We start from the raw sequence: 24,669 nt of genomic DNA on the forward strand, positions 1-24,669 counted from the left end.
TAAAAAAATGAATAAAACAATAAAAATAGGAATTTTATCTCTAATTGTAGGTTTAGGAGCAGTATCTTGTTCTGACGACTTTGTAGAAAGAGAATTCCATCAACAAGTAGAGCAAGGACCTCTTAAAACTGTTAACGAAATGCAAGCTTTCGTAATGGGAGGATATGCTTCAATGCGTAGTCCATATTACTATGGTGCTGACTTCCTAGCTTATGGTGAAGTTAGATCTGACGAAATGATTAGTAACCTAGCTGGTGGTTACTATACTAATGTATTTAACTATACGATGTTGTCAAACGATCCTTATGCTACAAATACATATAACAAAATTTATGAGTTAGTTGCTAAGGCAAATATCGTTATTAACACAGATGTAAAGACTTTATCTGGTTCAGATTTGGATAGAGAGGATGCATTATTCTACCAAGGACAAGCTTATGGTCTAAGAGCAATTGCATTTTTTGATGCATTAAGACTTTATGGACAAAAATATATTCCAGACGGAACAGGATTAGGAGTTGTATTACCTCTTAAATATGATCCTAAAGCTTTACAACCAAGAGCAACAATTGCTCAAACTGAAGCTCAAATTGAAGCTGATTTTGCTAAAGCAATCGAGTTGATGGATGGTGGACAAACTGGTGTTACAGAATTGTCTACTAATGCGCTTAAAGCTATGATGTCTAGATTTTATCTATATAAAGGAGATTATGCGAAAGTTAGATCATTATCAAATGATTTACTTGGAAAATATACAGTTGTTGCATCAAATACTTTACAAACATCTTTCAGATTCGTAATGAATGGTGCTGCTCCTAACTCGATCTTCGAATTAGCAGTAGGACTTAATGCATCATTGTCTACATCATCTTATAGACATAGACTTAATCCTTACGGATATGGTAATATTGTAGTTAATGCTAGTACTGCAAACTTGTATGCTGATAATGATGCAAGAAAAACATTAATTACAGCTAATGGTGGTCAAAGATATTTATCTTTTGGTAATACTGCAGCTGGTAGTTTCGGTAAGTATACACAACCTCAAGGTGCAGATAATATCAAAATGATTCGTTATGAAGAGATTTTGTTAAATGCTGTAGAAGCTGAATTAAAAGGTGGTGATGCAACAAAAGCTTTAGAATATTACAAAAACCTAATTGCTAATCGACTTTTACCTATTGCAAAAAAGGATGCTGATGGAAATCCTGTTTTAGATGCTGCTGGAAATCCTGTAATGGTAAGTGGAGAAGAACAAGCAAACGCTATTACTTCTGTTGATATATCTATGCTTAAGAAAGAAAGAATGAAAGAACTTCTAGGGGAAGGTCTTCGTCAGTGGGACTTAAGAAGATGGGGAGATGCTGTTCCAAGACCGGAAGGAGCTGCTATTGGAAAAGATCCGAACCATGCTGCGTTCCCAATTCCAAGAACTGAAACGGATATAGCTAATACACCTGTATTACCTAACCCAGGATACGATAATTCAAAATAATTTTTTTTGAAATATTAAATACTTTAGCCATCTCAATTGAGGTGGCTATTTTTTTTAGATTATATTTGTAAATCAAATTACTTTTATGAAAAAGATTTTTTTTGCAGTTGTAATGATTGCTTCACAAATGACATTTGCACAAGCGGGTAACGAGAATGTTTCATTTTCGACAGGTAATTTTTTTACTAGAGCTAACCGACCATCATCAAAAGACTATGTCATTGACGGATCTCCTTACACATCAAGTAAAGATTTTGCTAAAGTTATAATTGCTAATTATAGTAAAGATGTTCAACCCTTGCGTTATAATGCATATGAAGATGAAATGGAGTTCTCTCAAAATAACGAGACGTTTTTCGCAAATAAAGAGGAAGGATTGAAAATTAATTTTCCTGATCTCAAAAAGACTTATGTCTGTCTTAATTATCGTATTGACGATAAAAGTAAGTTGGGATACTTAGTACTTTTACAAGATGGCACAAAAACTAAATTATATAAACGTGAAAAAGTTGAGTTGCTAAAAGGAGAAAAAAGTCCAAATGCTTATGGTAAAGATGCTAATGACTATTACGCAAAAGAGAAAGATGTTTATTTAATCTATTCAAATAATTCTTATTATAAAATTCCTAAAAATATGAAAGACTTTGTCAGTCTTCCTTTAGACAATAAAGAGAAAATCTCTGACTTCGTCAAGTCTAATAAGATCAATCTTTCAAAGGAAGCTGACTTAATAAAATTAGTTGAGTTTATTAATCAAAACTAATTCATAAAAAACCTTTATTTTTGTATTTCAAAATTTACGAATGAAATACATTCTTTTAATATTACTTTTCGGCGTTCAGCTTTTGTCAGCGCAGATTGTTACGACAAAGGACGAAACTAGAAAAAGTGAAGATACTTTGGTTGTGGTTTCGGGGAAGTCCGATTCTCTCGAAATTTTTAAACCTACAATTAACGATTACTTGTATCAAACCCAATTCTCGCAAAAGAAGCTGTTTGATACAAGTTTTTCTATTTCGCGTTCTTACGAATTCACGCAATTTAACAACCGTGATAATTTTGGTAAAATTCAGTTTTCCAATATTGGCTCAGGATTTCAACCTTTAATTTTTGAAACCAATAAAGAGCAAAATTTGTCCGTTTTACCAACCAATAAATCCTTTTTTATTCTCGGTGCGGACGATATCAAGTATTATGATGTCAAAACGCCTACTGCGACGTTTATTTATCATAATTCGATGAAGAACGGTGCGGCTTTGCAATCTACTTACACGCAAAATGTTGGTAAGAATTTCAATTTTGCGATAGAGTACATGGGACTTCGTTCGCAAGGCTTGTACAGAAACAGTTTGGCGGCTTCTAACAATACAATTTTTTCGGGACATTATATTTCTAAAAATAAAAAGTACGAAGCTTTTGCACATTACATCCATCAAAATGTAAACAACGAAGAGAATGGCGGTATTGCTGATCTAAGTGTCTTTTTGAGTGGTGATTCTCGTTTTAAAAACCGACAAAATTTAGAAACAAATTTAGAGGGTGTTACATCGAGACTTTACTATCGTCGCTATTATTTTAGCCATGAGTTTGCGCCTTTGGATTCAGAAAAGTATCCATTCAAATTGCGTCACACCATTTCGCATCAAGGCAACAAGTATTATTTTAATCAAACGGTTGCAGATGATTTTTTTAGTAAAAATGTCATTAAAGGATACAGTTTAAATTCTAAAAAATATTCGGATAATCTTAGTAATACATTTAGTTTGGTTTGGGACAAAGAGAATTTTAAGCTAGATGCAGGCGTTCGTCATCAGAATATAACTTTCGGAAACCTTTACCCATCAGATTCTTTAGGAATTCCTGGTAAATTAAAAGAAAATAGATTCGGAGCTTTAGGGAATCTTCAAATTAAACTTTGGAATCGCTTTCAACTCAAATCTTATCTTGAATTTTCTAATGGTAATACATTCGGAACCTTTCTTAAAACGACAAATTTAGTTGAGTTCGAACCTTTTAAAGATTACTTTGTCGATGCGCATTTTAATTTTCAAAGCGCGACACCGAGTTTTAATAACATCCTTAATAGTTCCAACTACGCGAGCTACAACTATTATCTGAGTGATCCAAAAAATCAAAGTGTGACAGAGCTTGGTGCAAAACTACGACTAAAGTGGTTTGATGCTAATGTTTATCTCAATTTGGTACGTGTTGATAATTACGCTTATTTTAATAATCAAGGACAGTCTTTACAAGCCAGCGATGCACTCAACATCACACAAGTTGGCGGTGAAGCGACTTTGCGTTATGGGAAGTTTAACCTTAATGGTCGTCTACATTTTCAAAATGCCATTTCGGGAAAAGATTATTATCCGATGCCAAGCTTTATTGGACGAGCAAATTTGTTTTATCAAACCAAAGCTTTCAAAGATGCAGCGGAAATCCAAGCGGGTATCAAAATGTATTATTTTACAAAGTTTGCATCGCGAGATTACTCGCCGATTCTTAACGAATTTATGTTGCCGAATGACAAAGCTTATTCTATCGGAGGACAACCAATTGCTGATGCTTACTTCAATCTAAAAGTTAAAAGAATGTTCTTCTACATCGAAGCGCAACATTTTAACACGACATTTTTACAGAACAAATCTTATACAGCGCCATATTTTCCGATTTATGATTTTCGTCTTAACTTAGGGATTGTTTGGTACTTATTTAGTTAATTTTGGTGTGATGAATATAGCTTTTAATCATATCAAAAATATACCTCAACTCATCAAGGATTTTCTTAATGATGATTTGGGCTTTGCTGGTGACAAGATTTTTAGTCTTGATAATATTTCAAAACAAATAGAATTAAAGCAAAAGTCTTTTCCAAAAGCTAATCGCGAGGTTTTATATACAAGTCTATCGAAGCAGTTGCAATCTTCTAAATTGACAGATTTGCAAAAACAGAATCTGGATCTTTTGAAGGATGAAGAGACATTTACGATAACGACAGGACATCAACTTAACCTTTTTACGGGACCTGTTTTTTTCATTTATAAAATTTTGCAAACGATAAAAACTGCGAATTTTTTAAAAGAAAAATTTCCAACTAAAAATTTCGTTCCGATTTTTTGGATGGCTACTGAAGATCATGATTTTGATGAGATTGACCATTTCAAGACCGAAAATCATTTTTATCAAACTAAAGCCAAACAAGGTGGTGCAGTTGGTCGTATAAAAGTTGAAGATCAATTTTTTATTTCTGAGTTTGAGAAGGAGTTTAAAGATTATGTTTTCGGGACAGAGCTTATTCTGATGATGAAAGAAGCTTATAAAGTCGGAAATACTTTTGCCGAAGCAATCCGAATTATTGGGCAAAATCTTTTTGCAGATTATGGCTTATTAATGTTGGATGGTGATGATAAAGATCTTAAAACGTTGATGATTCCTACTTTTAAAAAGGAATTATTAAACGAACAACTTTTTAAAACCACAGCAGAAAAACGTCAACTTCTCGAACAAAAATACCATAAAGTCCAAGTTAATCCACGCGAAATAAATCTTTTCTATTTGTCGGAAACACGTAATCGTATTGAAAAAATCGATGGTATTTACAAGGTTTTGGACACAGACATTAGTTTTTCTGAAGAAGAGATTTTAGAAGAATTAAATAATTTCCCCGAAAAATTTAGTCCAAATGCGGTGCTTCGCCCAGCTTATCAGGAAAGCATTTTGCCGAATTTGGCTTATGTTGGTGGTAACGCCGAAATCATGTATTGGTTGGAGCTTCCAGATTTTTTTAATTCTGTAGAACTGCCGTTTCCTATTTTAATTCCTCGAAATTCTCTTTTATTTTTAAATGAAAAAACATTTAAGAAAATTGAAAAATTAAATTTGACAATTGCAGAATTTTTTGATGACTTTTCGGTTATTATTAAAAAACATTTGGTGGAAAATCATCCGCTTCATGAACTTTTAATTCAACAAGAAGAAAATTTAAAGAAACGTTTTTCTGTGTTAAAAGACGAAGCTGGTTTGACAGATATTAGTTTTAAAAACCTTGTTGACGCCGAAGAAACGCGACAACTAAAATCCTTTAAAAGAATGCAAAAAAGATTGTTGCGTGCAGAGCGGATCAAACAAGGCGAAAAGCTAAAACAATATGAAGATTTGTTTTTAAAAGTCCATCCTGGCGGAATTTGGCAAGAACGACAGTTTAATTTTTCTGTTTTTTATGCCGATGCTGGCCGAGATTGGCTAAAATCTTGTTACGATATGATGAATGTCGAAAAATCAGAATTGATCATTTCACATTTAATTTGAAAGCCTTATTTTTGTAAATATAAATTTCCAGATGATTAAGAAATTCTTTGTTTTATCAGCGTTAGCAACAGTTTTAACAGCAAGTGCACAGGCAACTCACAAGGTTGAACCTAAAGAAACGCCTTATGGTATTGCCAAAAAGTACGGGCTAACTGTAGCCGAATTGTACCAACTTAACCCTCAAGTTAAAGATGGTGCACTTGGTATTGGTGATGTGTTAAAGGTTTCAAAATCTGGAAAAGTTGTGACAACTACGACGACACCAAAAGTTACAACAACGACTTCGACTGCGAAAACGGGAGCGATTATTCTGCAACCGAAACAAACGATTTATGGTATTACAAAACAATATCATATCTCGGAGGCTGATCTTAGAAAGCTAAATCCTGATTTAGATTCTCACATGAAAATAGGTGATCAGGTTATTCTTCCTTTGGAAAGTATAAAAAAATATGCTGAAAGTACAGAAGTTGTGGCAAGTACAACAACGACAACCACTACTACAACACAGCCTACTAAGATAGCAACTGTTGAGTCAAAAAATTTATATACTGTAAAAGAAAAAGACAATTACTATAAAATTTCGAGAGAATTTAACATCACTCAAAAACAATTGTTTGCTTTAAATCCTGGTCTTGAAGATAAAGGTCTGAAAGTGGGTGAGCAAATTCTAATTGCTGGTGATGCCGTAACAACCACCACAGAAATTGAAGATGTAAAGCCAACTAAAACAACGACAACTACATCAACATCAAACAACAATAATACAACTGTTAATTCTACAAATTATTCAACGAGCAATTCGGATGATTTTATTACTTACACAGTAAAAAGTGGTGATACGGTTTTCGGAATTACGAATCGTTTTAATGTTGATCTAAGCGAATTGTTGGCGCTTAATCCAGATTTAATTAATGGTCTTCGTGCAGGAATGGTTTTAAAAATTAAAAAACTAGATCCTATGTACAGCAAGAAAAATGGTGATGCTCTTAACGTTGTTATGATGTTGCCATTTGGTTTTGATGCTAATGATAGTAAGTACAGATCGATGGCGTTAGACTTTATGACTGGTGCTAAGTTGGCGATCGAGCGTAACGTTGCTAGTGGGATGAATCTTGACATCAAAGTTATCGATGCTGGTAATGAGAATACGTTTAAAAATAGCGTTTCACAGATTAATCAAGATAATACAGATTTGATAATTGGTCCTTTTTTTAAAACCAGTGTTTTAGAGGTTTTAGAATTTGTAAAAAATAAAAAAATCCCTGTTGTAGCGCCTTTTGCTAATTCGGAAGACTTATATGATTACAGTAATTTAATAATTGCAGAAACTAACCAAGATGCTTACATTGAAAAGATTGTAAAAGAAGTTGGGCAAGTTTACTCCGATCAAAAAATATACATTGTAGCTGATGATTCTAAAGCAAATGCCAATGCATTGAAAGTAGGTTTAGAAAAATCTCTAAAGAAGCCAGAAGTTATTATTGTAAATTCTGCTAACGATATAAAAGCAGACCAAAATATGATGACAGGCCAATCTGCGCCAGTTATTGCGGTATTGGCAAATGATGACGATAATGTTGGGACGGCTTTCGCAAATCGATTGATTGCCTTGTCAAAAGAAGTTACAGGCAACAAAGCATTTAGCATGTTTTATAATTCAATCTTTGAGAAAAAGATGGATGACTTATCACAATCGAGTTTGGTGTATTTGATGGATAAAAAAATTAATACAGAAGGTTCTTTCGAGAAGGAAGTTCTTAAAGATTATAAAACTAAATATTGCAAAACGCCAAGTCGCTACGCTGTTGTAGGATTTGACGTGGTTAATGATATGTTGTCTCGTGAAAATAAAAAAGGCGAGATTTTTAAACAAATTAATAAATCGCAAACGCAATTAGCAACAAAGTTCGAATTTACTCGAGCAAAACCAAACGGTGCTTACATTAACACAGGTTACAGAGTGGTAAGATTGGTGCCTTAATAATTAATATAGGAAAGAGTTAATATATATGAAAGCACTTGTATTCCCTGGACAAGGGTCTCAATATGTTGGGATGGGTAAGGAGCTGTATGACGCCCGTAGAGACATCAAAGATTTGATGGATTCTGCAAATGAGATTCTTGGTTTCGATATTCTTAACATCATGTTCGCAGGAACGGATGAAGATCTTAAAAAAACTAAAGTAACACAACCTGCAATTTTTATTCATTCTGTTGCTGGTGTTAAAGCTGCAGATGCTCTTGGTGCGCAGATGGTGGCAGGACATTCGCTTGGTGAGTTTTCGGCTTTGGTAGCAAACGGCGTTCTATCTTTTGAGGATGGACTAAAATTGGTGGCTGCAAGAGCAGAAGCTATGCAAGAAGCTTGCGACATCAATCCAAGTTCTATGGCGGCTATTCTAGGTTTAGAAGATAAAGTTGTAGAAGATATTTGTCAATCGATTGATGGTATCGTTGTTCCCGCAAATTATAACTGTCCTGGACAATTGGTAATTTCTGGTGAAACTTCGGCGGTTGAGGCAGCTTGTGTTGCACTGAAAGAAGCTGGAGCTAAAAGAGCTTTGTTGTTGCCAGTTAATGGTGCGTTCCATTCTCCTTTGATGCAACCAGCACAAGAAAGATTGGCGGCAGCTATTGAAAACACAAAGTTTAGAAAAGCGACGATTCCGGTTTATCAAAACATTACGACGACTGCAGTTTCAGATCCGTTGGAAATTCAAAAAAATCTTATTGCACAATTGACAGGTCCAGTTAAATGGACACAAAGTGTACAAAATATGATTAAAGATGGAGCTGAGATGTTTATCGAAGTTGGACCAGGAAAGACTTTACAAGGTCTTATCAAAAAAATTAACCCAGAAGTTTTTGTTTCTTCTGCATTATAATTTAAAAATATGAGTCAAATTTTTTCTCGCGGGAAATTATTGCTCACTTCAGAATACGTCGTGTTAGACGGCGCCAAAGCTCTTGCTGTACCAACCAATTGGGGGCAAGAGTTTTTTTTTAGAGAGCAACAAGAGTCCAATCATCTAGTTATTTGGACAGGAAAACATCAAGGACAAATTTGGTTAACGACTAAGATTGATTACAAATCTTGGCAAGTTCTCGAGTCTAATAATCCTGAAGCTGCAGAATTTGTTTTAAAAACTTTAAAAAACTGTCAGTTGCTTGGCTCGACAAAATTTGATACTAATCAAAATATTGAAATCACATCCGATTTGCAATTTCCTAGCAATTATGGTTTGGGAAGTAGCTCTACTTTGATGGCTTCTTTGGCGAAATGGGCTGGCGTTGATGCTTTTGTTTTAAATGAAAAATCTTTGGGCGGAAGTGGTTACGATGTTGCCGTTGCAAAAGCCAATCATTCGATTTTATTTAAAATTGAAAATAATTTGCCTACTTATGAAGAAGTCGATTTCAAACCCAATTTTTTGGAGGATTTAATATTTGTTCATCTTAACAAAAAACAAGATAGTAGGGAAGGCATTAGACTTTATCGTTCTAAAGAAAAATCCGTACATTTAATCGCGAAGTTTAATAACATTACACAACAAGTTTTAAACTCAAATCTACTTTCAGAGTTTTCTGATTTGATGATTGAGCACGAAAATCTGCTTTCGGAGTTTTTAGAATTAGAAACTACGAAAAAGCGTTTTTTTGATGATTGTCCTAGTTTTATTAAGTCTTTGGGGGCTTGGGGAGGCGATTTTGTGTTAACTTCACGATTTGAGGATTACGAAAAATACTTTTCCAAAAAAGGTTTTGAAACAATAATACCATGGAATGAAATGGTATATTCGTAATTTTTAATTAATTTTTTTGAAAACTGACTATTGTCATTTTATTTATTTTAAAAATCTTACTTTAACGTTTTAAATTTGCAAAAGGTCAAAATAATATAGTAAAAATTATGGAACACATCAAACGCTACCTAGAGCGTAATGGTATCACAACTGACGCAGAGATACTTTACAATCCTTCTTACGAAACAATTTTTCAAGAAGAAATGAATCCTAATAACGAAGGATTTGCTAAAGGAACTTTAACTACAACTGGTGCAGTATCTGTGCAAACAGGTATTTTTACGGGAAGATCGCCAAAAGATCGTTACATTGTAAAAGATGCTGCTTCAGAAAATACAATCTGGTGGGATGGTAACATCAACAGACCAACAACGACGGCAATTTTTGACGAATTACTAGGTCTTGTACAAAAAGATATGTCGGGGAGCAAATTGTATGTTGTTGATACATTCTGCGGTACTAACCCAGACACTCGTCTTAAAGTTAGATTCGTAACTAAAGTAGCGTGGCAAGCGCATTTTGTAACTAATATGTTTATCCGTCCTTCTCATTATGAGCTAGATCAATACGGAGAGCCAGATTTCTTAGTTATCAATTCAGCTGAGACTGTTAACCCGAACTGGAAAGACCACGGACTTAACTCTGAGGTTTTCGTAATGTTCGATTTAACTAAGAAAATGCAAATCATCGGTGGTACTTGGTATGGTGGTGAAATGAAGAAAGGTATGTTCGCAATGATGAACTACTATTTACCTCTAAAAGGTATGGCTTCTATGCACTGTTCTGCTAACGTTGGCGAAGCTGGTGATGTTGCTGTATTCTTCGGATTATCAGGTACTGGTAAAACTACACTTTCTGCAGATCCTAAGCGTTACCTAATTGGTGATGACGAGCACGGATGGGATAACAATGGTGTATTCAACTACGAAGGTGGTTGTTATGCGAAAGTTATCGACCTTTCTGCTGAGAAAGAACCAGACATCTATGGTGCTATCAGAAGAGATGCTTTGTTAGAAAACGTTGTGGTTAAAGATAATGGAGAAGTTGACTTTGCTGACGGATCTGTTACTGAGAATACGAGAGTTTCTTACCCAATCTATCATATCAACAAAATCGTTTTACCTTCAAAAGCTGGTCATGCTAAAAAGATCATTTATCTTTCTGCTGATGCTTTCGGTGTGTTGCCTCCAGTATCTATCTTAACAGATGATCAAGCACAATACCACTTCCTTTGCGGTTATACATCAAAACTTGCAGGTACAGAAAGAGGTATTACAGAGCCTACGCCATCTTTCTCTCCAGCATTTGGTGAGGCGTTCTTATCATTACACCCAACAATGTATTCTCATACATTAATTGGTAAAATGAAAGAGCACGGTGCTAAAGCTTACTTAGTTAACACTGGATGGAATGGTACTGGTAAGAGAATTTCTCTTAAAGATACGAGAGCAATTATCGATGCAATCATCGATGGTTCTATAGATAAAGCAGAAACTAACACTGTTCCTGTAATGAATCTTGAATTCCCAACGGCGTTACCAAACGTATCAGAAGGAATCCTTGATCCACGTGACACTTATGCTGATGCAGCAGAATGGGAAGCAAAAGCTAAAGAATTGGCTGCTAAATACATTAAGAATTTTGAACAATATACAGATAACGACGAAGCTAAAGCATTAGTTGCTAGCGGCCCTCAAATCTAATATTGATGTTATTTTAAATAAAGAAAGCCTTGCAATTTGCGAGGCTTTCTTGTTTTTTGTAGTTAATATGTTTTGAAGAAATTTCTTTGGGAATCAAATGCGATGTCGTCCAAGTTGATGTCTTCTTTTTTAATCCAAACGAAATCCGAAACTTCATGCTCTTCCAATTCTGGAACAAATTTTTCCGAAACTTCATATTCATAAAATAGATCCAAAGTGTTGTAATCAATGTCTTTGTAATGATAGACATTTGGTGCACTTGTAAGATATTTAAGTTTAGAAATATCGATGTCAATATTTAATTCTTCTTTTAATTCTCGACGACAAGTTTCTTCAGCAGATTCTTTTGGATCAACAAAACCACCGCTAAGATCCATTTTTCCAATTGCAGGATTTTGATTTCTCTTGGTTAAAAAGATTTCTTCTCCGCAACGGATAACAACTGCGACTGCACCAGCACAATTATGATACATTGTATAGTCGCATTGTCCACAACTCCATTTTTTTTCGCCATCCCAATTAAGAGATTTATTTCCACATTTTGGACAATATTGTAGTTGATTCATATTTTTTTAAGCTTGATTTCTTGGGTGATAATTGAGAATAACATCTCGCAATTCTTCGGTTTTTAGATGCGTGTAGATTTCGGTAGTTGTAATACTGCTGTGCCCAAGCATTTCTTGGATGTAGCGGAGATCTGCACCATTCTGTAACAAATGTGTCGCAAAAGAATGTCTAAAAGTGTGCGGCGAAATGTTCTTGTTGACACCTGCACGATCTGTTAATTCTTTAATTATTAAGAATACAATCACGCGAGACATATTTGCACCTCGAGAATTTAAAAATAATATATCTTCATATTTTTTGTTTATTTTACCTTTAGCACGCGTGTCGCTAATGTAGGATAAAATAATCTCCGAGGTGTATTCTGCTAAAGGAACTAATCTCACTTTTCCACCTTTACCTTCTACTTTTAGATAATGTTCTTTAAAATTGATGTTTGATATTTTAAGATCAATCAATTCCGAAACTCGTAATCCGCAAGCGTAAAGAACCTCGAGAATACAACGGTTGCGTTGACCAAGATCGTTACTTAGGTCAATACACTTTATGATACGCTCGATATCTTCAATACTTAAAGTATCAGGAAGACATAATCCCAACTTTGGACCTTCTAGCAATGTGGCTGGATTGTCCTCACGGATTTCGTCTTCAACCAAATATTTAAAAAATGCTTTTATAGAAGATATCCAACGCGCTTGCGATCGCTCGCTAATTTTCTTTTTAGAAAGTTGATAAATGAATTCTTGTAGATTTTCGAAGCTTATTTCTAATGGAGAAATGCCTTCTAATTCTGTCATAGCGTACTCTTGAAGCTTTTTAATATCTCGTACATAAGCATCAAGTGTATTATCGGAAAAGTTCTTTTCAAATTTTAAATAATTTGAAAAGTCACTTATTTTTTCGGACCAGTTCATCGTTTGTGTTTTTGTGTTGTGTTTTAGTTATTGTTTTTGTTAATTCTCATAGAGTTTTTGTTCACTTATTTTTAAAGTTTCTATTCCAGCGCTAATTAAAAAATCTAATCCAGAGTTATCTGAATAATCACTAGTATACACCACTTTGGTAATACCAGATTGTAATATCAATTTGCTGCATTCTTTACAAGGCGACATTGTTAAATATAATGTTGCTCCTTTTGCAGACTGTGTGCTAGACGATAATTTTAGGATGGCGTTGGCTTCTGCATGTAGCACATACCAATGCGTTTTTCCTGATTCGTCTTCGCAATTATTTTCAAAACCCGATGGCGTTCCATTGTAACCATCGGATATAATCATTCTATCTTTTACTATCAACGCACCGACCTGTTTTCTTTTGCAGTAAGAAAGGCTACTCCATTCAAGAGCCATTTTCAGATAAGCAACATCGAATTTATTAAAGTCCGTCATTTTAGAAATTTGGTTTTCTCTTTTCTAAAAATGCATCAACACCTTCTTTTTTATCTTCTAAACCAAACAATTCTCCAAAGCTTTTTATTTCTTGCTCAAAGCCTACTTGTGCATCATCTGACTTATTAACAGCTTGTATCGCTTTCTCAATAGCCATTGGCGAGTTTTTAGCAATAGTCTCTGCAAGCTCAGTTGTTTTGGCTAAAAGTTCTTCTTGAGAATAGACCTCGTTAACCAAACCAATTTCTTTCGCGCGTTGCGCAGATACCATTTTCGCTGTGAAAATCATTTCATTAGCTATTCCTTTTCCTACCAATTTTGGAAGGCGTTGTGTTCCTCCATAACCAGGGATTAATCCTAAAGTTACTTCTGGTAGCCCAAGTTTTGCATTGTCGGATGCATAACGAATATGACACGCCATTGCTAACTCTAGACCACCACCCAAGGCAAAACCGTTAACAGCTGCAATAACAGGTTTGTTAAAGTTTTCAATTTTGTTAAAAATCATTTCTTGGTTATCTCTTGCCAAAGCCTCTGCTTGTACAACATCAAAATCCATAAATTCCTTAATGTCAGCGCCAGCAACAAAAGCCTTTTCTCCAGAACCTGTTAAGATGACAGCTCTAACTTCTTTGTCATTTGCAATACTATCCAAAGCCGTTGAAAGCTCTGTAAATACAGGTTTGTTTAGGGCGTTTAGACTTTGTGGTCTGTTAATTGTGATAACCGCAATTTTTTCTTTTTTCTCTAAAATGATATTTTCAAAATTCATCTTCATTCTCTTTTGAATGCAAAATACTAAATTAAACTTACTTATTAAATAAGTATCTTTCTTATTTGGACAAAAATATGAATAAATATATGGATATTTTTAGGCATTATACATTTTATTTTGAGTTTTTTTTCTTTTTCTTAATCATGTGTTTAAGGTTTTTTATTTTTACTATTAAAAGCTTTTAATAATTCTATCAAATATTAAACAGGTTTCTATTAAATATCAATTCAATTGATTATTTTTGTAAACATTTAAGAATGAATATTAAATCAAATTAAAATTTAAAAATGAGTTACATTTCTTTTATCGATGCTAGACAAATTTTAGACTCTAGAGGTAATCCGACAGTGGAGGTTGATGTATTTACAGAAAACGGTGCTATGGGACGTGCTGCAGTACCTTCTGGTGCTTCGACTGGTGAGCACGAAGCTGTTGAGTTAAGAGACGGTGGTAGCCTATATTTAGGAAAAGGTGTTCTTAAAGCCGTAGAAAATGTAAAAGAAATTATTGCTCCAGAATTAATTGGTCTTCCAGTTTTTGAGCAAAATCTATTGGATCAAATAATGATTGATCTTGATGGTACTAACAATAAAGGAAATCTAGGCGCTAACGCGATTCTTGGTGTGTCTTTGGCAGCAGCTAAAGCAGCAGCCAACGAATTAAAAATGCCACTTTACAAATATATTGGCGGTGTAAATGCTAACACACTTCCAGTTCCTATGATGAATGTAATTAATGGAGGTTCTCACTCAGATGCGCCTATTGCATTCCAAGAGTTTATGATTATGCCAGTGAAAGCTGAGTCTTTCTCTGATTCATTAAGAAAAGGAACAGAAATTTTCCATTCATTAAAATCAATTTTAAAAGGAAGAAATCTTTCTACAGCTGTTGGTGACGAAGGTGGTTTTGCGCCAACGTTCAACGGAACAGAAGATGCTTTAGATACTTTATTACAAGCAATTGAAAAAGCTGGTTACAAGCCAGGAGACGATGTGATGTTGGCTTTAGATTGTGCTTCTTCTGAGTTTTATGTAGATGGAACTTACGATTACAGAAAATTTGAAGGGGATAAAGGAGCTCACAGAAGCAGAGAAGAGCAAGTTTCTTATTTGGCTGAGCTTTGTGCGAAATATCCAATTATTTCTATTGAAGATGGTATGCATGAGGATGACTGGACTGGTTGGAAAATGTTAACTGACAAAATCGGTGATAGAGTTCAATTAGTGGGTGATGATTTATTCGTAACTAATGTTGAGCGTTTAGCAAGAGGTATTAAAGAAGATACAGCTAATTCAATCTTAGTAAAAGTTAACCAAATTGGTTCTCTTTCTGAAACTATGGCGGCGGTACAAATGGCTCAGAACAACAAATATACTTCAGTAATGTCTCACAGATCTGGTGAAACTGAAGATGCAACAATTGCTGATCTTGCAGTTGCTATGAATTGCGGTCAAATTAAAACAGGTTCTGCTTCTCGTTCAGATAGAATGGCGAAATACAATCAATTAATTAGAATTGAAGAAGCTTTGGGCGAAACAGCTATTTTCCCAGGAATGGACGCTTTCAAAGTAAAAAGATAATAAATTTTAACAAAATTTTAAATGAGCGAACTTTCGCTGTTCGCTCTATTTTATGTATATTTAAACCAAAATTATATAATAATGTCAGATAATAAAGTTATACTGAATTACGATGGTAATTCTTATGAATATCCAATCGTTGACAGCACTTTAGGTGATAGAGGGATTGATATTTCAAAACTAAGAGATCAAACAGGTCTTATCACTTTAGATTTAGGATACAAAAATACAGGAGCTACGCTTAGTGACATCACTTACCTAGACGGTGATAAAGGTGAATTGTACTATAGAGGTTATCCTATTGAGCAAATCGCAGAAAAATCGAACTTTACAGAAGTAATGTATTTATTACTTCACGGTGAATTGCCAACTGAAAATCAGTTCACTTCTTTCGATAATAATATCAAAAAATACAACTTCGTAGCAGACGAAATGAAGAAAATTCTAGACGTTTTCCCTCGTTCTGCTCACCCGATGGGAGTTCTTTCTTCTCTTACTTCAGCGTTAACGGCATTCAACCCGAAAGCTGTAAATGTAAACTCTAAAGAAGAAATGGATCACGCAGCAGAATTAATGCTTGCTAAATTCTCTCACCTTTGTGCTTGGACTTATAGAAAAACACAAGGTTTGCCAATCAACCACGGCGATAACAGCTTAAGCTATGTAGAGAATTTCTACAGAATGGCTTTCAGATTACCAAATGAAGAGTTTGTAATGGATCCAGTTGTTGTTAACGCTTTAGATAAATTGTTAATTCTTCACGCTGACCACGAGCAAAACTGTTCTACATCTACTGTAAGAATGGTAGGTTCTGCACACACAGGATTATTCGCTTCTATTTCTGCAGGTGTTTCTGCACTTTGGGGTCCACTTCACGGTGGTGCAAACCAAGCAGTAATCGAAATGCTAGAAATGATCGAAGCTGATGGTGGAGATGTTAACAAATGGGTAGAAAAAGCGAAAAACAAAGAAGATAATTTCCGTTTGATGGGCTTCGGACACAGAGTTTACAAAAACTTCGATCCAAGAGCAAAAATCATCAAAAAAGCGGCTGATGATATCCTTAACGCATTAGGAATCCAAGATAAAGCTTTAGATATTGCGATGCAATTAGAGAAAGTAGCGTTAGAAGACGATTACTTCGTATCTAAAAAATTATATCCAAACGTAGATTTCTATTCAGGAATTATCTACAGAGCATTAGGAATTCCTACAGAAATGTTTACAGTAATGTTTGCATTAGGAAGACTTCCAGGATGGATTTCTCAATGGAAAGAAATGAGACTTCACGGTGACCCAATCGGTCGTCCAAGACAAGTATATCAAGGTGCAGGTGTAAGAGATTACGTTGCAATGACTAACAGATAAGAAGTTTTAAACTTCAATATAAAACTCCCAAAGTAATTTGGGAGTTTTTTTTATGATTAAGTTTTTCATTTAAGTAAGACTTTCAGGTTTAAATCGAGAAAGCTTTTTCATTTTTATTCAACGGTTTTTCGAGAAGATAACATGTTGAGAGAAACACCTGTCAATATTAAAATAATTCCGATTAATAGATTTCTTGTAAAGTCTTCATTAAAGAATAAAACACTGACTGCTACAGCGATAACTGGTTCTAAAGCACCCATAATTGCGGTTGGTGTCGAGCCAATTTTTTGAATCGCTAAAACCAAAGCAACGCTCGATATTAAAGTTGTTACAAATGCAAATGTCACAAAATTGAAAAATATAGAATAACTCGGAATTGCTAAACTCTCTTTTAAAACTAAAGATTTCATCAAGAAATATATTGATGTAAACAGCATTGAATAAAAAGATAATTTAATTCCTGATACATTAATTTTGGCTTTATTAACGATGATGATATACAGTCCATAAAATAAGGCACTTAACAATACGATGCCTAATCCAACAAAATTAATTTCGAGACTGTTGCCTTTTAGACAAAGTACAATTACACCAACAAATGTCAACAATAGTGAAACTATTCCCATTTTGGAAAGTTTTTCACCATAGAATAGAAACATCACCAAGGCTACCAAAACTGGATATACAAACAAAACGGTTGATGCAATGCCAGCTGATAAATAATCGTAACCGAGGAATAAAAACTCCGAAGATAAGGCGTAAAACAATCCTAGAATTAATAAAACTAAGAACTCCCATTTATTAATTTTCAAATTCACTTTTTTAAAAATTAAATAGACGCCAACCATAATTGCTGAAAACAAAAATCGATAAAACAATGTCACGTCCATCGAAAAGTTGATTTGCTTCATCGGAAGTATAAAAATGGGAATTAATCCGTACGAAATCGCAGAAATTGCAGCTAAAATATATCCTTGAGTCTTCATTTTTGTTGTTAAAACGCTGCAAAGCTACGACTAACTGTCTACATTTAGTCTATTGCACAGCTTTTTATGGTTATTAAATATTTTTGTTAAACGATTTGTTTTCACCAGTGATTGCGGGGGTTTTGGATAAAATTTTCTATAAATTGTTTATTACTGAAATATTTTCTTTTTATTTAAGCTTTATATAGATGATATTGCTCATGTAGACGACTATGAAAATGTTATGCAATCATTATATTTGTGTCAGACGAGTAATTTTATGAAGCTTAATATTAAAAATGAAACAGGAAGGCTAAAATCTGTTGTTTTGGGACAACCAAATTCTATTGGTGGCATCCCAAGATTGGAGGAAAGTTATGATGCAAAGTCCTACAATTCTATTCAGAAGAATATTTACCCTAAAGAAGTTGATATTGTTTCGGAGATGACGGCTTTCGAAGAGGTGCTTCTAAAACACAATGTCAAAGTTTATCGTCCAGAAGTTATTGAAGATTACAATCAAGTTTTTGCACGTGACGTAGCTTTTGTTATCGATGATAAAATGATTATTTCTAACATTATCGAAGATCGTGCTGACGAGCAGGAAGCTTATCGCAAAATTTTCGAAAAAGTGGCTTGGCGCAATATCATTAATTTACCAGAAACCGCTCATATCGAAGGCGGAGACGTAATTGTTTGGGACGATTTTATTTTTATCGGGACTTGTTATAGTCAAGATTATAGAAGTTTTAAAACCGCTAGAACTAATGAATACGCCATCGAAATCCTAAAAGAATATTTTCCAAAAAAACGTATCCTCGATTTTGAATTAAAGAAAAATGATACCGAACCTTACAAAGGGATTTTACATTTGGATTGTACCTTTAATCCGATTGGGAAGGATAAATGTATTATTTACAAAGATGGTTTTGTAGACGAAAGCGATTATCAATTAATTGTTGATATTTTTGGGGAAGAAAACTGCTTCCATGTTGATGATCAGGAGATGTTTGAGATGGTTCCGAATGTATTTTCAATTTCGCCAGAAGTGGTTGTTTCGGATAAAACTTTTACTAGAATGAATAATCATCTTCGCGATGTTTGGGGAATTACGGTGGAAGAAATCCCGTACAGAGAAATCTCTAAAATGGGCGGTTTGTTGCGTTGTTCTACTATGCCTTTGGTGAGAGAGTAAAAATTTTTTTTGCATATTAAAAAATTAGTTAATACTTTTGTTTTGTAATTCTGAAATAAGAATTACGCTTATCCAGAAAGATGGAGGGAATTGACCCGATGAAATCTTGGCAACCTGCAAATGTAAGGTGCCGCATTCAACCTCAAGATTTGAGGAAAGATAAGTCAGAGACACTTTTTGAAAAGTATTATTAAAAATATTCAAAAAACTCTTTCGACTTGTCGGAAGAGTTTTTCTTTTTCCGGCAATTGCTCGACATCTTGGATAAGTATTTAGTTGATTAACAATTTAAAATTTATACAAAATGAGCAATTTAAAATTCGAAACTTTACAAGTACACGCAGGACAGACCGTTGACAGAGATACTAACAGCCGCGCAGTTCCACTTTACCAAACAACTTCTTATACTTTTAACGATGCACAACATGCTGCGGATCTTTTCGGTCTCAAAGCTTTCGGAAATATCTACACACGATTAATGAATCCTACAACCGACGTTTTCGAAAAGAGAATTGCTGCTTTGTATGGAGGCGTTGGCGCTTTGGCTGTGTCTTCTGGACACGCAGCACAGTTTATCGCGATTACTAATATTTTGCAAAATGGCGATAATTTTGTGACGTCACCATATTTGTATGGAGGGAGTCATAATCAATTTAAAGTGAGTTTTGCAAAATTTGGGATTGAAGCACGTTTTGCTAAAGACGACAATCCTGACGATTTTGAAGCTTTAATTGATGAAAATACCAAAGCTTTGTATGTCGAAACCATCGGAAATCCGACGTTGAATGTTGCCGATTTCGAAGCCATTGCTGCTGTCGCTGGAAAACATAAAATTCCGTTGATTGTTGATAATACTTTTGGAGCTGGTGGATATTTGTTTAACCCATTTGAGCATGGAGCAAGCATTATTGTTGAATCGGCGACCAAATGGATCGGTGGTCATGGGACAAGTGTTGGCGGCGTTATTGTAGATTCAGGAAAGTTTGACTGGGCAAATGGGAAATTCCCGTTGTTGTCTCAGCCATCGGCTGGTTATCACGATTTGGTGTTTACAGATGTTTTCGGTGTTAATTCAGATTTCGGAAATATTGCATTTATCATTAAAGCTCGAGTAGAAGGGCTGCGTGATTTTGGCCCTGCGATTTCACCTTTTAATTCTCATCAATTGTTGTTAGGTTTAGAAACTTTGTCGCTTCGTTTGGAAAGAACAGTTTCTAACGCGCAAAAATTAGCGGAGTTTTTAGAAAATCACCCTAATGTCGAAAAGGTTATTTATCCAGGTTTAGAAAGTTTCACAGATAAGGAAAACGCGAAAAAGTATCTGAAACGCGGTTTTGGAGGTGTTCTTAATTTTGAAATAAAAGGCGGAAAAGACGCTGCAGTTCAATTTATTAATTCATTAAAACTGGCGAGTCATCTTGCAAATGTTGGTGATGCTAAAACATTGGTTATCAATCCGTCATCGACAACGCATGAGCAGTTGAGTGATGCGGAACAAAAAGCTGCTGGGATCACTCCAGGACAAATCCGAGTAAGTGTTGGTATCGAACATATCGATGATATTATTGCGGATTTTGAACAAGCATTTTAACGATTCTGAAAACACAATGATAATTTTAAAAGTTCCGTAGTTATTCTGCGGAACTTTGCTATTTTTGTGGCTTAACTAAAAATTATGCAGACAACGAATACTGTTTTGATGATTGAGCCAATAGCTTTCGGCTATAATGCCCAAACGGCGGAGAATAATTATTTTCAGGTAGAGCAAAAAGGCGCTGAAGTTCAGGAAAAAGCTTTGGCGGAGTTTAATGTTTTTGTTGAAAAACTTAGAAGTAAAGGCATTAATGTTATTACGATAAAAGATACTTTGGAGCCCCACACGCCAGATTCTATTTTTCCGAATAATTGGGTGAGTTTTGCAGAAGACGGAACAGTTGTACTTTATCCAATGTTTGCACCTAATAGACGTGTGGAACGTCGCCAAGATATTTTAGATCAAGTTAAAGCTAAGGGTTTTAATATCAGTGAAATAGATGATCTTAGCGGAAGCGAACAAGATGAAAAATTCTTGGAAGGCACGGGAAGTATGATTTTCGATCATGATAACAAAATAGCTTATGGTTCTGTTTCTCTAAGATTGGATGAAAAGTTGTTCCGTGAATTTTGTGCTAAATATAATTATACGCCAGTTGTTTTTCATTCGTTCCAAAGTTATGAGAATGAGCGACTTCCTATCTATCATACCAACGTGATGATGTGCGTTGCGGACCGTTTTGCTGTGATTTGTCTAGAATGTATTGATGATGAGGACGAAAGACAAAATGTTGTCAGCAGCCTTGCAGATTCTGGAAAAGAAATTGTTGAAATTACCGAAGCGCAAATGCAGCAGTTTGCTGGTAATATGCTACAAGTTAGAAATGATGAAGGAAAAACCTATCTTGTGATGAGTCAATCGGCTTATAAGTCTTTGAATAATAGTCAAATAAATCAAATTGAAAAGTATTCTGAAATTATTTATTCAGACCTTGAAACCATTGAAACCAATGGCGGTGGAAGTGCTCGTTGTATGTTGGCTGAGGTTTTCTTACCAAAGGCTTAATTTCTTTGGATGACAAACTCCTAGCCCTGATGGAAGCGGCATCCTTTGGCGTTGGAGTGAGGCGGCGGAGCGTAGCGGAGCCGTCCGAGCGACAATGTGAAAGATATAGCATTTCGACTTCGCTCAACATAAACTCCCAGCAGGATTAGCTCCTAATAAACACAAATAAATGAATGATAAAGGTTTACATATTTTAATTAGTTTGAAAACACAAAGGAAAAATCTGCTTGTGGATTGTTCTTCTTTTGTGAGTTTTGCTAAAGAAATTCTAAAAAAATACGAGACCGAAGTCGTCGGAGAAAGTTTTCATATTTTTGAAAATGAGAGTTTTACAGCGTCGATTATTTTGAAGGAATCTCATCTTTGTATTCATACTTGGCCAGAATATCAGCAGTTACAATTCGATTTGTTTCTTTGCAATTATTTGCAGGATAATACGCAAAAAGTGGAAGCGATTGCATCGGAAATTTGTAAATATTTTGAAGGTGAAATTTTGCAACAAGATAAAATCTATCGTTAAGTTATGGAATTTGTTTGTCCACTTTGTCAAGCTAAAAATGAACATCAACTCGATTTTAAGATCGAGGAATATGTTTGTAGATCTTGCTATAACTTAATAGATGTCCGATCTAATAAATCTAGAAAACAACTTCCTAGACTAGCCTCAAATATTACTTTAGATACTTCGAAAAAAGGTGTCATAGACGGTGTAGAATATTTTGTTGTTGCCGTCGTAGTACGCAATTACGCCAATGTTGCGGATTGGCGAGAGTACTACCTTCGTGATAAGGAGGGGAACGATGCATTCTTAAGTGAGAGTGATGGACATTGGGTGTTTATGTTGCCGCAAGATGAAGAATTCTCTGAGCATCGCGGTTACTGCAATTTTAAAGGTCGAGTTTATCGTCATTATGAAACGACACCAAGTGGAATTTCGTACATGGAAGGTTTTTTTGATGAAAAAGTAAGCTTCAAACCAGCAACTTATAAAGAATATGTCATTGTTTGAAAAAAGATTTCTGCATCCCAATCATCGCCGACATTTCTTGTTTGTCTCCGAAGTTGGTTCTTATGTAGCGCAATTCATTGTTAAGGCCGACGCTTCCATCTGGATGTAACGGAATCCCTTGCAATGGCACTTGGGTAATAACATCTTTGTAATAAGAGTGACTCAAAATTAAAAAGTATGAACTTTTGTACATGTAGGTTAGCTCATTGTTATAAGATGAAGCTGCTTTTACAAAAGGGTTATTTTGCGTATAATTAGTTTCAGTTAAAAGATTTTTCACAGGATTTAGTTCCCAAAAACTTGGTCGACGCATTCTGCTCGAAAAGGCATATGAGATGTTGTTCTTATCATTAATCGCGTAGTTAGCACTTAGATAAGGCAAGAAGTTTTTATAATTCTGTTCCACTCTCGCCATGTCAGGACGACTTTCTGGTGCATGGTCAGATGTACCAACGCTATTAGTGATCTCATAGCGCGAACCAATTTTACCCGAAAATTTATCAGAGAATTTCTTTTCTAAAGTTAAATAAACGCCGTAGATATTTTCGTCGTAGATAAAGTAGTTCGGCTCAGATTTATTCGGCTTTTGAGGAATTAAGAAAAAAGTTTCGTATTGTGTGTCGTTATCGGTTTTTGTTTTATTGTAATTACCACCGATGGATACTGTAAAATCATTTTTAAATTTCTTAATGTAATCCACCATTCCCGAAAAGTTATTAATCTTCTGTGGAATACTTTGGAGCACATATTTCATATTATCGCCATAACTTCCATTAACGTCAGACATCAACGTATTATTTGTGGTACTTTGGATACGTTTGTAGGTAAGATAAGCGGCATTAAGATTCAGTTTACTACCCAACGAATCGGTTTTTAATTCGTAGTTAAGGTTTAATGAATTGTTGTAAGAGCGCGTATCTTCTATGTTATAAGATCTTGTGTAGACAGGATCTTCTCCTTTAATTTTTGAAGTATTAAAAAAGTCAACAGTTGATCCATAACTTTTGTTGGCCCAAGTATTCCATGTTAAGGCAAGATTGCTTTTGTCAGTCAGTTGATAATCAATATTTAAATAACCACCAAGATTTTTGTTAGGATCTGCGATGCCTCCAACAGTTGTCGTTTCGCTGGTGTCGTTTCCGTTTTTTAAAACATAATCTTGACCTTGGATATTTTCACCGCCAGAAAGATTGGCGCTAACACCCAATTTGTCTTTTCTGTAGTTAAGTGTAACACTGGAAGACGTCTCGTTATATTTCGCTTGCGCGTTAGACATTCTGAAATTACCATTAAGACCGTCCGATGTTTTTTTCTTTAAAACAATATTGATGATTCCGTCCGAAGCTTCAACTTGATATTCGCTTCCAGGCATTGTGATGACTTCAATTTTCTGAATATTTTCCGCAGGTGTATTTTTCAGAAACTGTGTTAAAGATTCTGCATCCATATTGGTTTTGCGACCATTAAGATATATGATGGCGTTGCTTTTTCCTGCAATCGTTAACGTCTTATCATCGGTTGTCGACACCAATGGCGTTTGTTTTAAAAGGTCAAAAGTCGTGTTACCTTTCGCAACTGGAGATGCTGCTACATCGTAAACAAAACGGTCACTTTGCTTTTTGAAAACTTGTTTTGTAATCGTAACGCCATCTATCTCTTTCGCTTTTTGAGATTTGATAGTGTCACTTGGTTTTTGTTGGGCAAGTGCAAATCCACTGAAGAATAATGCGGCGATTAGGATGGGCGTTTTCATAATTTTAAATTTTAGTTTTTCTCCGTATGAGATGTTGTGTAATTTTGATTGATATGTTGTTGGTTATGCCAACTAGTTACAAGATATTTTTAATTTAGATTTAAGTCTTTGACAATCACTTGTAAAAAATATCTCTGAAGTTCTATTTTGTAAACAAATCA

21 protein-coding genes and 1 riboswitch are annotated in these 24,669 nt (G+C 34.9%); of the genes, 15 read left to right on the forward strand and 6 right to left on the reverse strand.

Annotated elements, in window-relative coordinates; translation table 11 throughout:
- The first annotated feature begins 7 nt into the window (after window positions 1-7).
- The 8 genes from B5X62_RS06195 (at window position 8) to pckA (ending at window position 11,312) form a co-directional block, all read left to right on the forward strand.
- On the forward strand, window positions 8-1,495 hold the full coding sequence (locus B5X62_RS06195) for a RagB/SusD family nutrient uptake outer membrane protein (protein ID WP_079666541.1): 1,488 nt from the start codon (window positions 8-10) through the stop codon (window positions 1,493-1,495).
- A gap of 85 nt (window positions 1,496-1,580) precedes the next feature.
- Complete coding sequence (locus tag B5X62_RS06200; protein ID WP_079666542.1) at window positions 1,581-2,258, forward strand: hypothetical protein; 678 nt, start codon at window positions 1,581-1,583, stop codon at window positions 2,256-2,258.
- Between the two features lie 40 nt (window positions 2,259-2,298).
- Window positions 2,299-4,215, forward strand: a complete 1,917-nt coding sequence (locus B5X62_RS06205; protein ID WP_079666543.1) for a putative porin — start codon at window positions 2,299-2,301, stop codon at window positions 4,213-4,215.
- A gap of 10 nt (window positions 4,216-4,225) precedes the next feature.
- A complete protein-coding gene (gene bshC, locus B5X62_RS06210; protein ID WP_079666718.1) occupies window positions 4,226-5,803 on the forward strand; it encodes a bacillithiol biosynthesis cysteine-adding enzyme BshC in 1,578 nt (525 codons plus the stop codon).
- 31 nt (window positions 5,804-5,834) lie between these two features.
- A complete protein-coding gene (locus B5X62_RS06215) occupies window positions 5,835-7,787 on the forward strand; it encodes a LysM peptidoglycan-binding domain-containing protein (RefSeq protein WP_079666544.1) in 1,953 nt (650 codons plus the stop codon).
- A 28-nt stretch (window positions 7,788-7,815) separates the two neighbouring features.
- Window positions 7,816-8,691, forward strand: a complete 876-nt coding sequence (gene fabD / locus B5X62_RS06220; protein WP_079666545.1) for an ACP S-malonyltransferase — start codon at window positions 7,816-7,818, stop codon at window positions 8,689-8,691.
- A gap of 9 nt (window positions 8,692-8,700) precedes the next feature.
- On the forward strand, window positions 8,701-9,609 hold the full coding sequence (locus tag B5X62_RS06225) for a GYDIA family GHMP kinase (RefSeq protein WP_079666546.1): 909 nt from the start codon (window positions 8,701-8,703) through the stop codon (window positions 9,607-9,609).
- Window positions 9,610-9,716: 107 nt separating this feature from the next.
- Window positions 9,717-11,312, forward strand: coding sequence for a phosphoenolpyruvate carboxykinase (ATP) (gene pckA, locus B5X62_RS06230; RefSeq protein ID WP_079666547.1), 1,596 nt, complete (start codon window positions 9,717-9,719; stop codon window positions 11,310-11,312).
- Window positions 11,313-11,374: 62 nt separating this feature from the next.
- On the opposite strand, the gene B5X62_RS06235 is transcribed toward pckA, so the two are convergent.
- Genes B5X62_RS06235 through B5X62_RS06250 form a run of 4 tightly spaced genes read right to left on the reverse strand, consistent with a single transcriptional unit; the run spans window position 11,375 to window position 14,036 of the window.
- The gene (locus tag B5X62_RS06235; RefSeq protein WP_079666548.1) at window positions 11,375-11,878 is read right to left on the reverse strand and encodes an NUDIX hydrolase; all 504 of its coding nucleotides are present in this window, start codon (window positions 11,876-11,878) and stop codon (window positions 11,375-11,377) included.
- A gap of 6 nt (window positions 11,879-11,884) precedes the next feature.
- The gene (xerD, locus tag B5X62_RS06240) at window positions 11,885-12,790 is read right to left on the reverse strand and encodes a site-specific tyrosine recombinase XerD (protein ID WP_079666549.1); all 906 of its coding nucleotides are present in this window, start codon (window positions 12,788-12,790) and stop codon (window positions 11,885-11,887) included.
- Window positions 12,791-12,829: 39 nt separating this feature from the next.
- Window positions 12,830-13,264, reverse strand: coding sequence for a deoxycytidylate deaminase (locus B5X62_RS06245; protein WP_079666550.1), 435 nt, complete (start codon window positions 13,262-13,264; stop codon window positions 12,830-12,832).
- A 1-nt stretch (window position 13,265) separates the two neighbouring features.
- Window positions 13,266-14,036 carry an enoyl-CoA hydratase/isomerase family protein gene (locus B5X62_RS06250; protein ID WP_079666551.1) on the reverse strand — a complete coding sequence of 257 codons (771 nt, stop codon included), beginning with the start codon at window positions 14,034-14,036 and terminating at the stop codon, window positions 13,266-13,268.
- 290 nt (window positions 14,037-14,326) lie between these two features.
- Between B5X62_RS06250 and eno the strand changes: the two genes are divergently transcribed.
- On the forward strand, window positions 14,327-15,619 hold the full coding sequence (gene eno / locus B5X62_RS06255) for a phosphopyruvate hydratase (RefSeq protein WP_079666552.1): 1,293 nt from the start codon (window positions 14,327-14,329) through the stop codon (window positions 15,617-15,619).
- 81 nt (window positions 15,620-15,700) lie between these two features.
- Window positions 15,701-16,987, forward strand: coding sequence for a citrate synthase (locus B5X62_RS06260; RefSeq protein ID WP_079666553.1), 1,287 nt, complete (start codon window positions 15,701-15,703; stop codon window positions 16,985-16,987).
- 113 nt (window positions 16,988-17,100) lie between these two features.
- On the opposite strand, the gene B5X62_RS06265 is transcribed toward B5X62_RS06260, so the two are convergent.
- A complete protein-coding gene (locus B5X62_RS06265) occupies window positions 17,101-17,973 on the reverse strand; it encodes a DMT family transporter (protein ID WP_079666554.1) in 873 nt (290 codons plus the stop codon).
- Window positions 17,974-18,232: 259 nt separating this feature from the next.
- On the opposite strand from B5X62_RS06265, the gene B5X62_RS06270 reads away from it, so the two are divergent.
- From B5X62_RS06270 to B5X62_RS06290, 5 genes are all read left to right on the forward strand, one after another.
- Window positions 18,233-19,147 carry a dimethylarginine dimethylaminohydrolase family protein gene (locus B5X62_RS06270; RefSeq protein WP_079666555.1) on the forward strand — a complete coding sequence of 305 codons (915 nt, stop codon included), beginning with the start codon at window positions 18,233-18,235 and terminating at the stop codon, window positions 19,145-19,147.
- A gap of 65 nt (window positions 19,148-19,212) precedes the next feature.
- Window positions 19,213-19,313: riboswitch (SAM riboswitch) on the forward strand.
- Between the two features lie 138 nt (window positions 19,314-19,451).
- Entirely contained in the window at window positions 19,452-20,738 is a 1,287-nt protein-coding gene (locus tag B5X62_RS06275; RefSeq protein ID WP_079666556.1) for an O-acetylhomoserine aminocarboxypropyltransferase/cysteine synthase family protein, read from the forward strand.
- Between the two features lie 84 nt (window positions 20,739-20,822).
- A complete protein-coding gene (ctlX, locus tag B5X62_RS06280) occupies window positions 20,823-21,746 on the forward strand; it encodes a citrulline utilization hydrolase CtlX (protein ID WP_079666557.1) in 924 nt (307 codons plus the stop codon).
- Between the two features lie 169 nt (window positions 21,747-21,915).
- On the forward strand, window positions 21,916-22,266 hold the full coding sequence (locus tag B5X62_RS06285; protein WP_079666558.1) for an S-adenosylmethionine decarboxylase family protein: 351 nt from the start codon (window positions 21,916-21,918) through the stop codon (window positions 22,264-22,266).
- A gap of 3 nt (window positions 22,267-22,269) precedes the next feature.
- Window positions 22,270-22,755, forward strand: a complete 486-nt coding sequence (locus B5X62_RS06290; protein ID WP_079666559.1) for a DUF4178 domain-containing protein — start codon at window positions 22,270-22,272, stop codon at window positions 22,753-22,755.
- On the opposite strand, the gene B5X62_RS06295 is transcribed toward B5X62_RS06290, so the two are convergent.
- Window positions 22,745-24,508 carry an outer membrane beta-barrel family protein gene (locus B5X62_RS06295; RefSeq protein ID WP_079666560.1) on the reverse strand — a complete coding sequence of 588 codons (1,764 nt, stop codon included), beginning with the start codon at window positions 24,506-24,508 and terminating at the stop codon, window positions 22,745-22,747. The two genes, B5X62_RS06290 and B5X62_RS06295, sit on opposite strands and share 11 nt — an antisense overlap.
- Between the last annotated feature and the right edge of the window lie 161 nt (window positions 24,509-24,669).

This window comes from Soonwooa buanensis (assembly GCF_900167905.1).
In the GTDB taxonomy this organism is placed as follows: Bacteria; Bacteroidota; Bacteroidia; order Flavobacteriales; family Weeksellaceae; genus Soonwooa; species Soonwooa buanensis.

Bases quoted from the DNA above. Each gene is read 5' to 3' on its own strand.
- B5X62_RS06195 (WP_079666541.1), top strand. From the start codon at position 8: ATGAATAAAACAATAAAAATAGGAATTTTATCTCTAATTGTAGGTTTA.
- B5X62_RS06200 (WP_079666542.1), top strand. From the start codon at position 1,581: ATGAAAAAGATTTTTTTTGCAGTTGTAATGATTGCTTCACAAATGACA.
- B5X62_RS06205 (WP_079666543.1), top strand. From the start codon at position 2,299: ATGAAATACATTCTTTTAATATTACTTTTCGGCGTTCAGCTTTTGTCA.
- bshC (WP_079666718.1), top strand. From the start codon at position 4,226: ATGAATATAGCTTTTAATCATATCAAAAATATACCTCAACTCATCAAG.
- B5X62_RS06215 (WP_079666544.1), top strand. From the start codon at position 5,835: ATGATTAAGAAATTCTTTGTTTTATCAGCGTTAGCAACAGTTTTAACA.
- fabD (WP_079666545.1), top strand. From the start codon at position 7,816: ATGAAAGCACTTGTATTCCCTGGACAAGGGTCTCAATATGTTGGGATG.
- B5X62_RS06225 (WP_079666546.1), top strand. From the start codon at position 8,701: ATGAGTCAAATTTTTTCTCGCGGGAAATTATTGCTCACTTCAGAATAC.
- pckA (WP_079666547.1), top strand. From the start codon at position 9,717: ATGGAACACATCAAACGCTACCTAGAGCGTAATGGTATCACAACTGAC.
- B5X62_RS06235 (WP_079666548.1), bottom strand. From the start codon at position 11,878: ATGAATCAACTACAATATTGTCCAAAATGTGGAAATAAATCTCTTAAT.
- xerD (WP_079666549.1), bottom strand. From the start codon at position 12,790: ATGAACTGGTCCGAAAAAATAAGTGACTTTTCAAATTATTTAAAATTT.
- B5X62_RS06245 (WP_079666550.1), bottom strand. From the start codon at position 13,264: ATGACGGACTTTAATAAATTCGATGTTGCTTATCTGAAAATGGCTCTT.
- B5X62_RS06250 (WP_079666551.1), bottom strand. From the start codon at position 14,036: ATGAATTTTGAAAATATCATTTTAGAGAAAAAAGAAAAAATTGCGGTT.
- eno (WP_079666552.1), top strand. From the start codon at position 14,327: ATGAGTTACATTTCTTTTATCGATGCTAGACAAATTTTAGACTCTAGA.
- B5X62_RS06260 (WP_079666553.1), top strand. From the start codon at position 15,701: ATGTCAGATAATAAAGTTATACTGAATTACGATGGTAATTCTTATGAA.
- B5X62_RS06265 (WP_079666554.1), bottom strand. From the start codon at position 17,973: ATGAAGACTCAAGGATATATTTTAGCTGCAATTTCTGCGATTTCGTAC.
- B5X62_RS06270 (WP_079666555.1), top strand. From the start codon at position 18,233: ATGAAGCTTAATATTAAAAATGAAACAGGAAGGCTAAAATCTGTTGTT.
- B5X62_RS06275 (WP_079666556.1), top strand. From the start codon at position 19,452: ATGAGCAATTTAAAATTCGAAACTTTACAAGTACACGCAGGACAGACC.
- ctlX (WP_079666557.1), top strand. From the start codon at position 20,823: ATGCAGACAACGAATACTGTTTTGATGATTGAGCCAATAGCTTTCGGC.
- B5X62_RS06285 (WP_079666558.1), top strand. From the start codon at position 21,916: ATGAATGATAAAGGTTTACATATTTTAATTAGTTTGAAAACACAAAGG.
- B5X62_RS06290 (WP_079666559.1), top strand. From the start codon at position 22,270: ATGGAATTTGTTTGTCCACTTTGTCAAGCTAAAAATGAACATCAACTC.
- B5X62_RS06295 (WP_079666560.1), bottom strand. From the start codon at position 24,508: ATGAAAACGCCCATCCTAATCGCCGCATTATTCTTCAGTGGATTTGCA.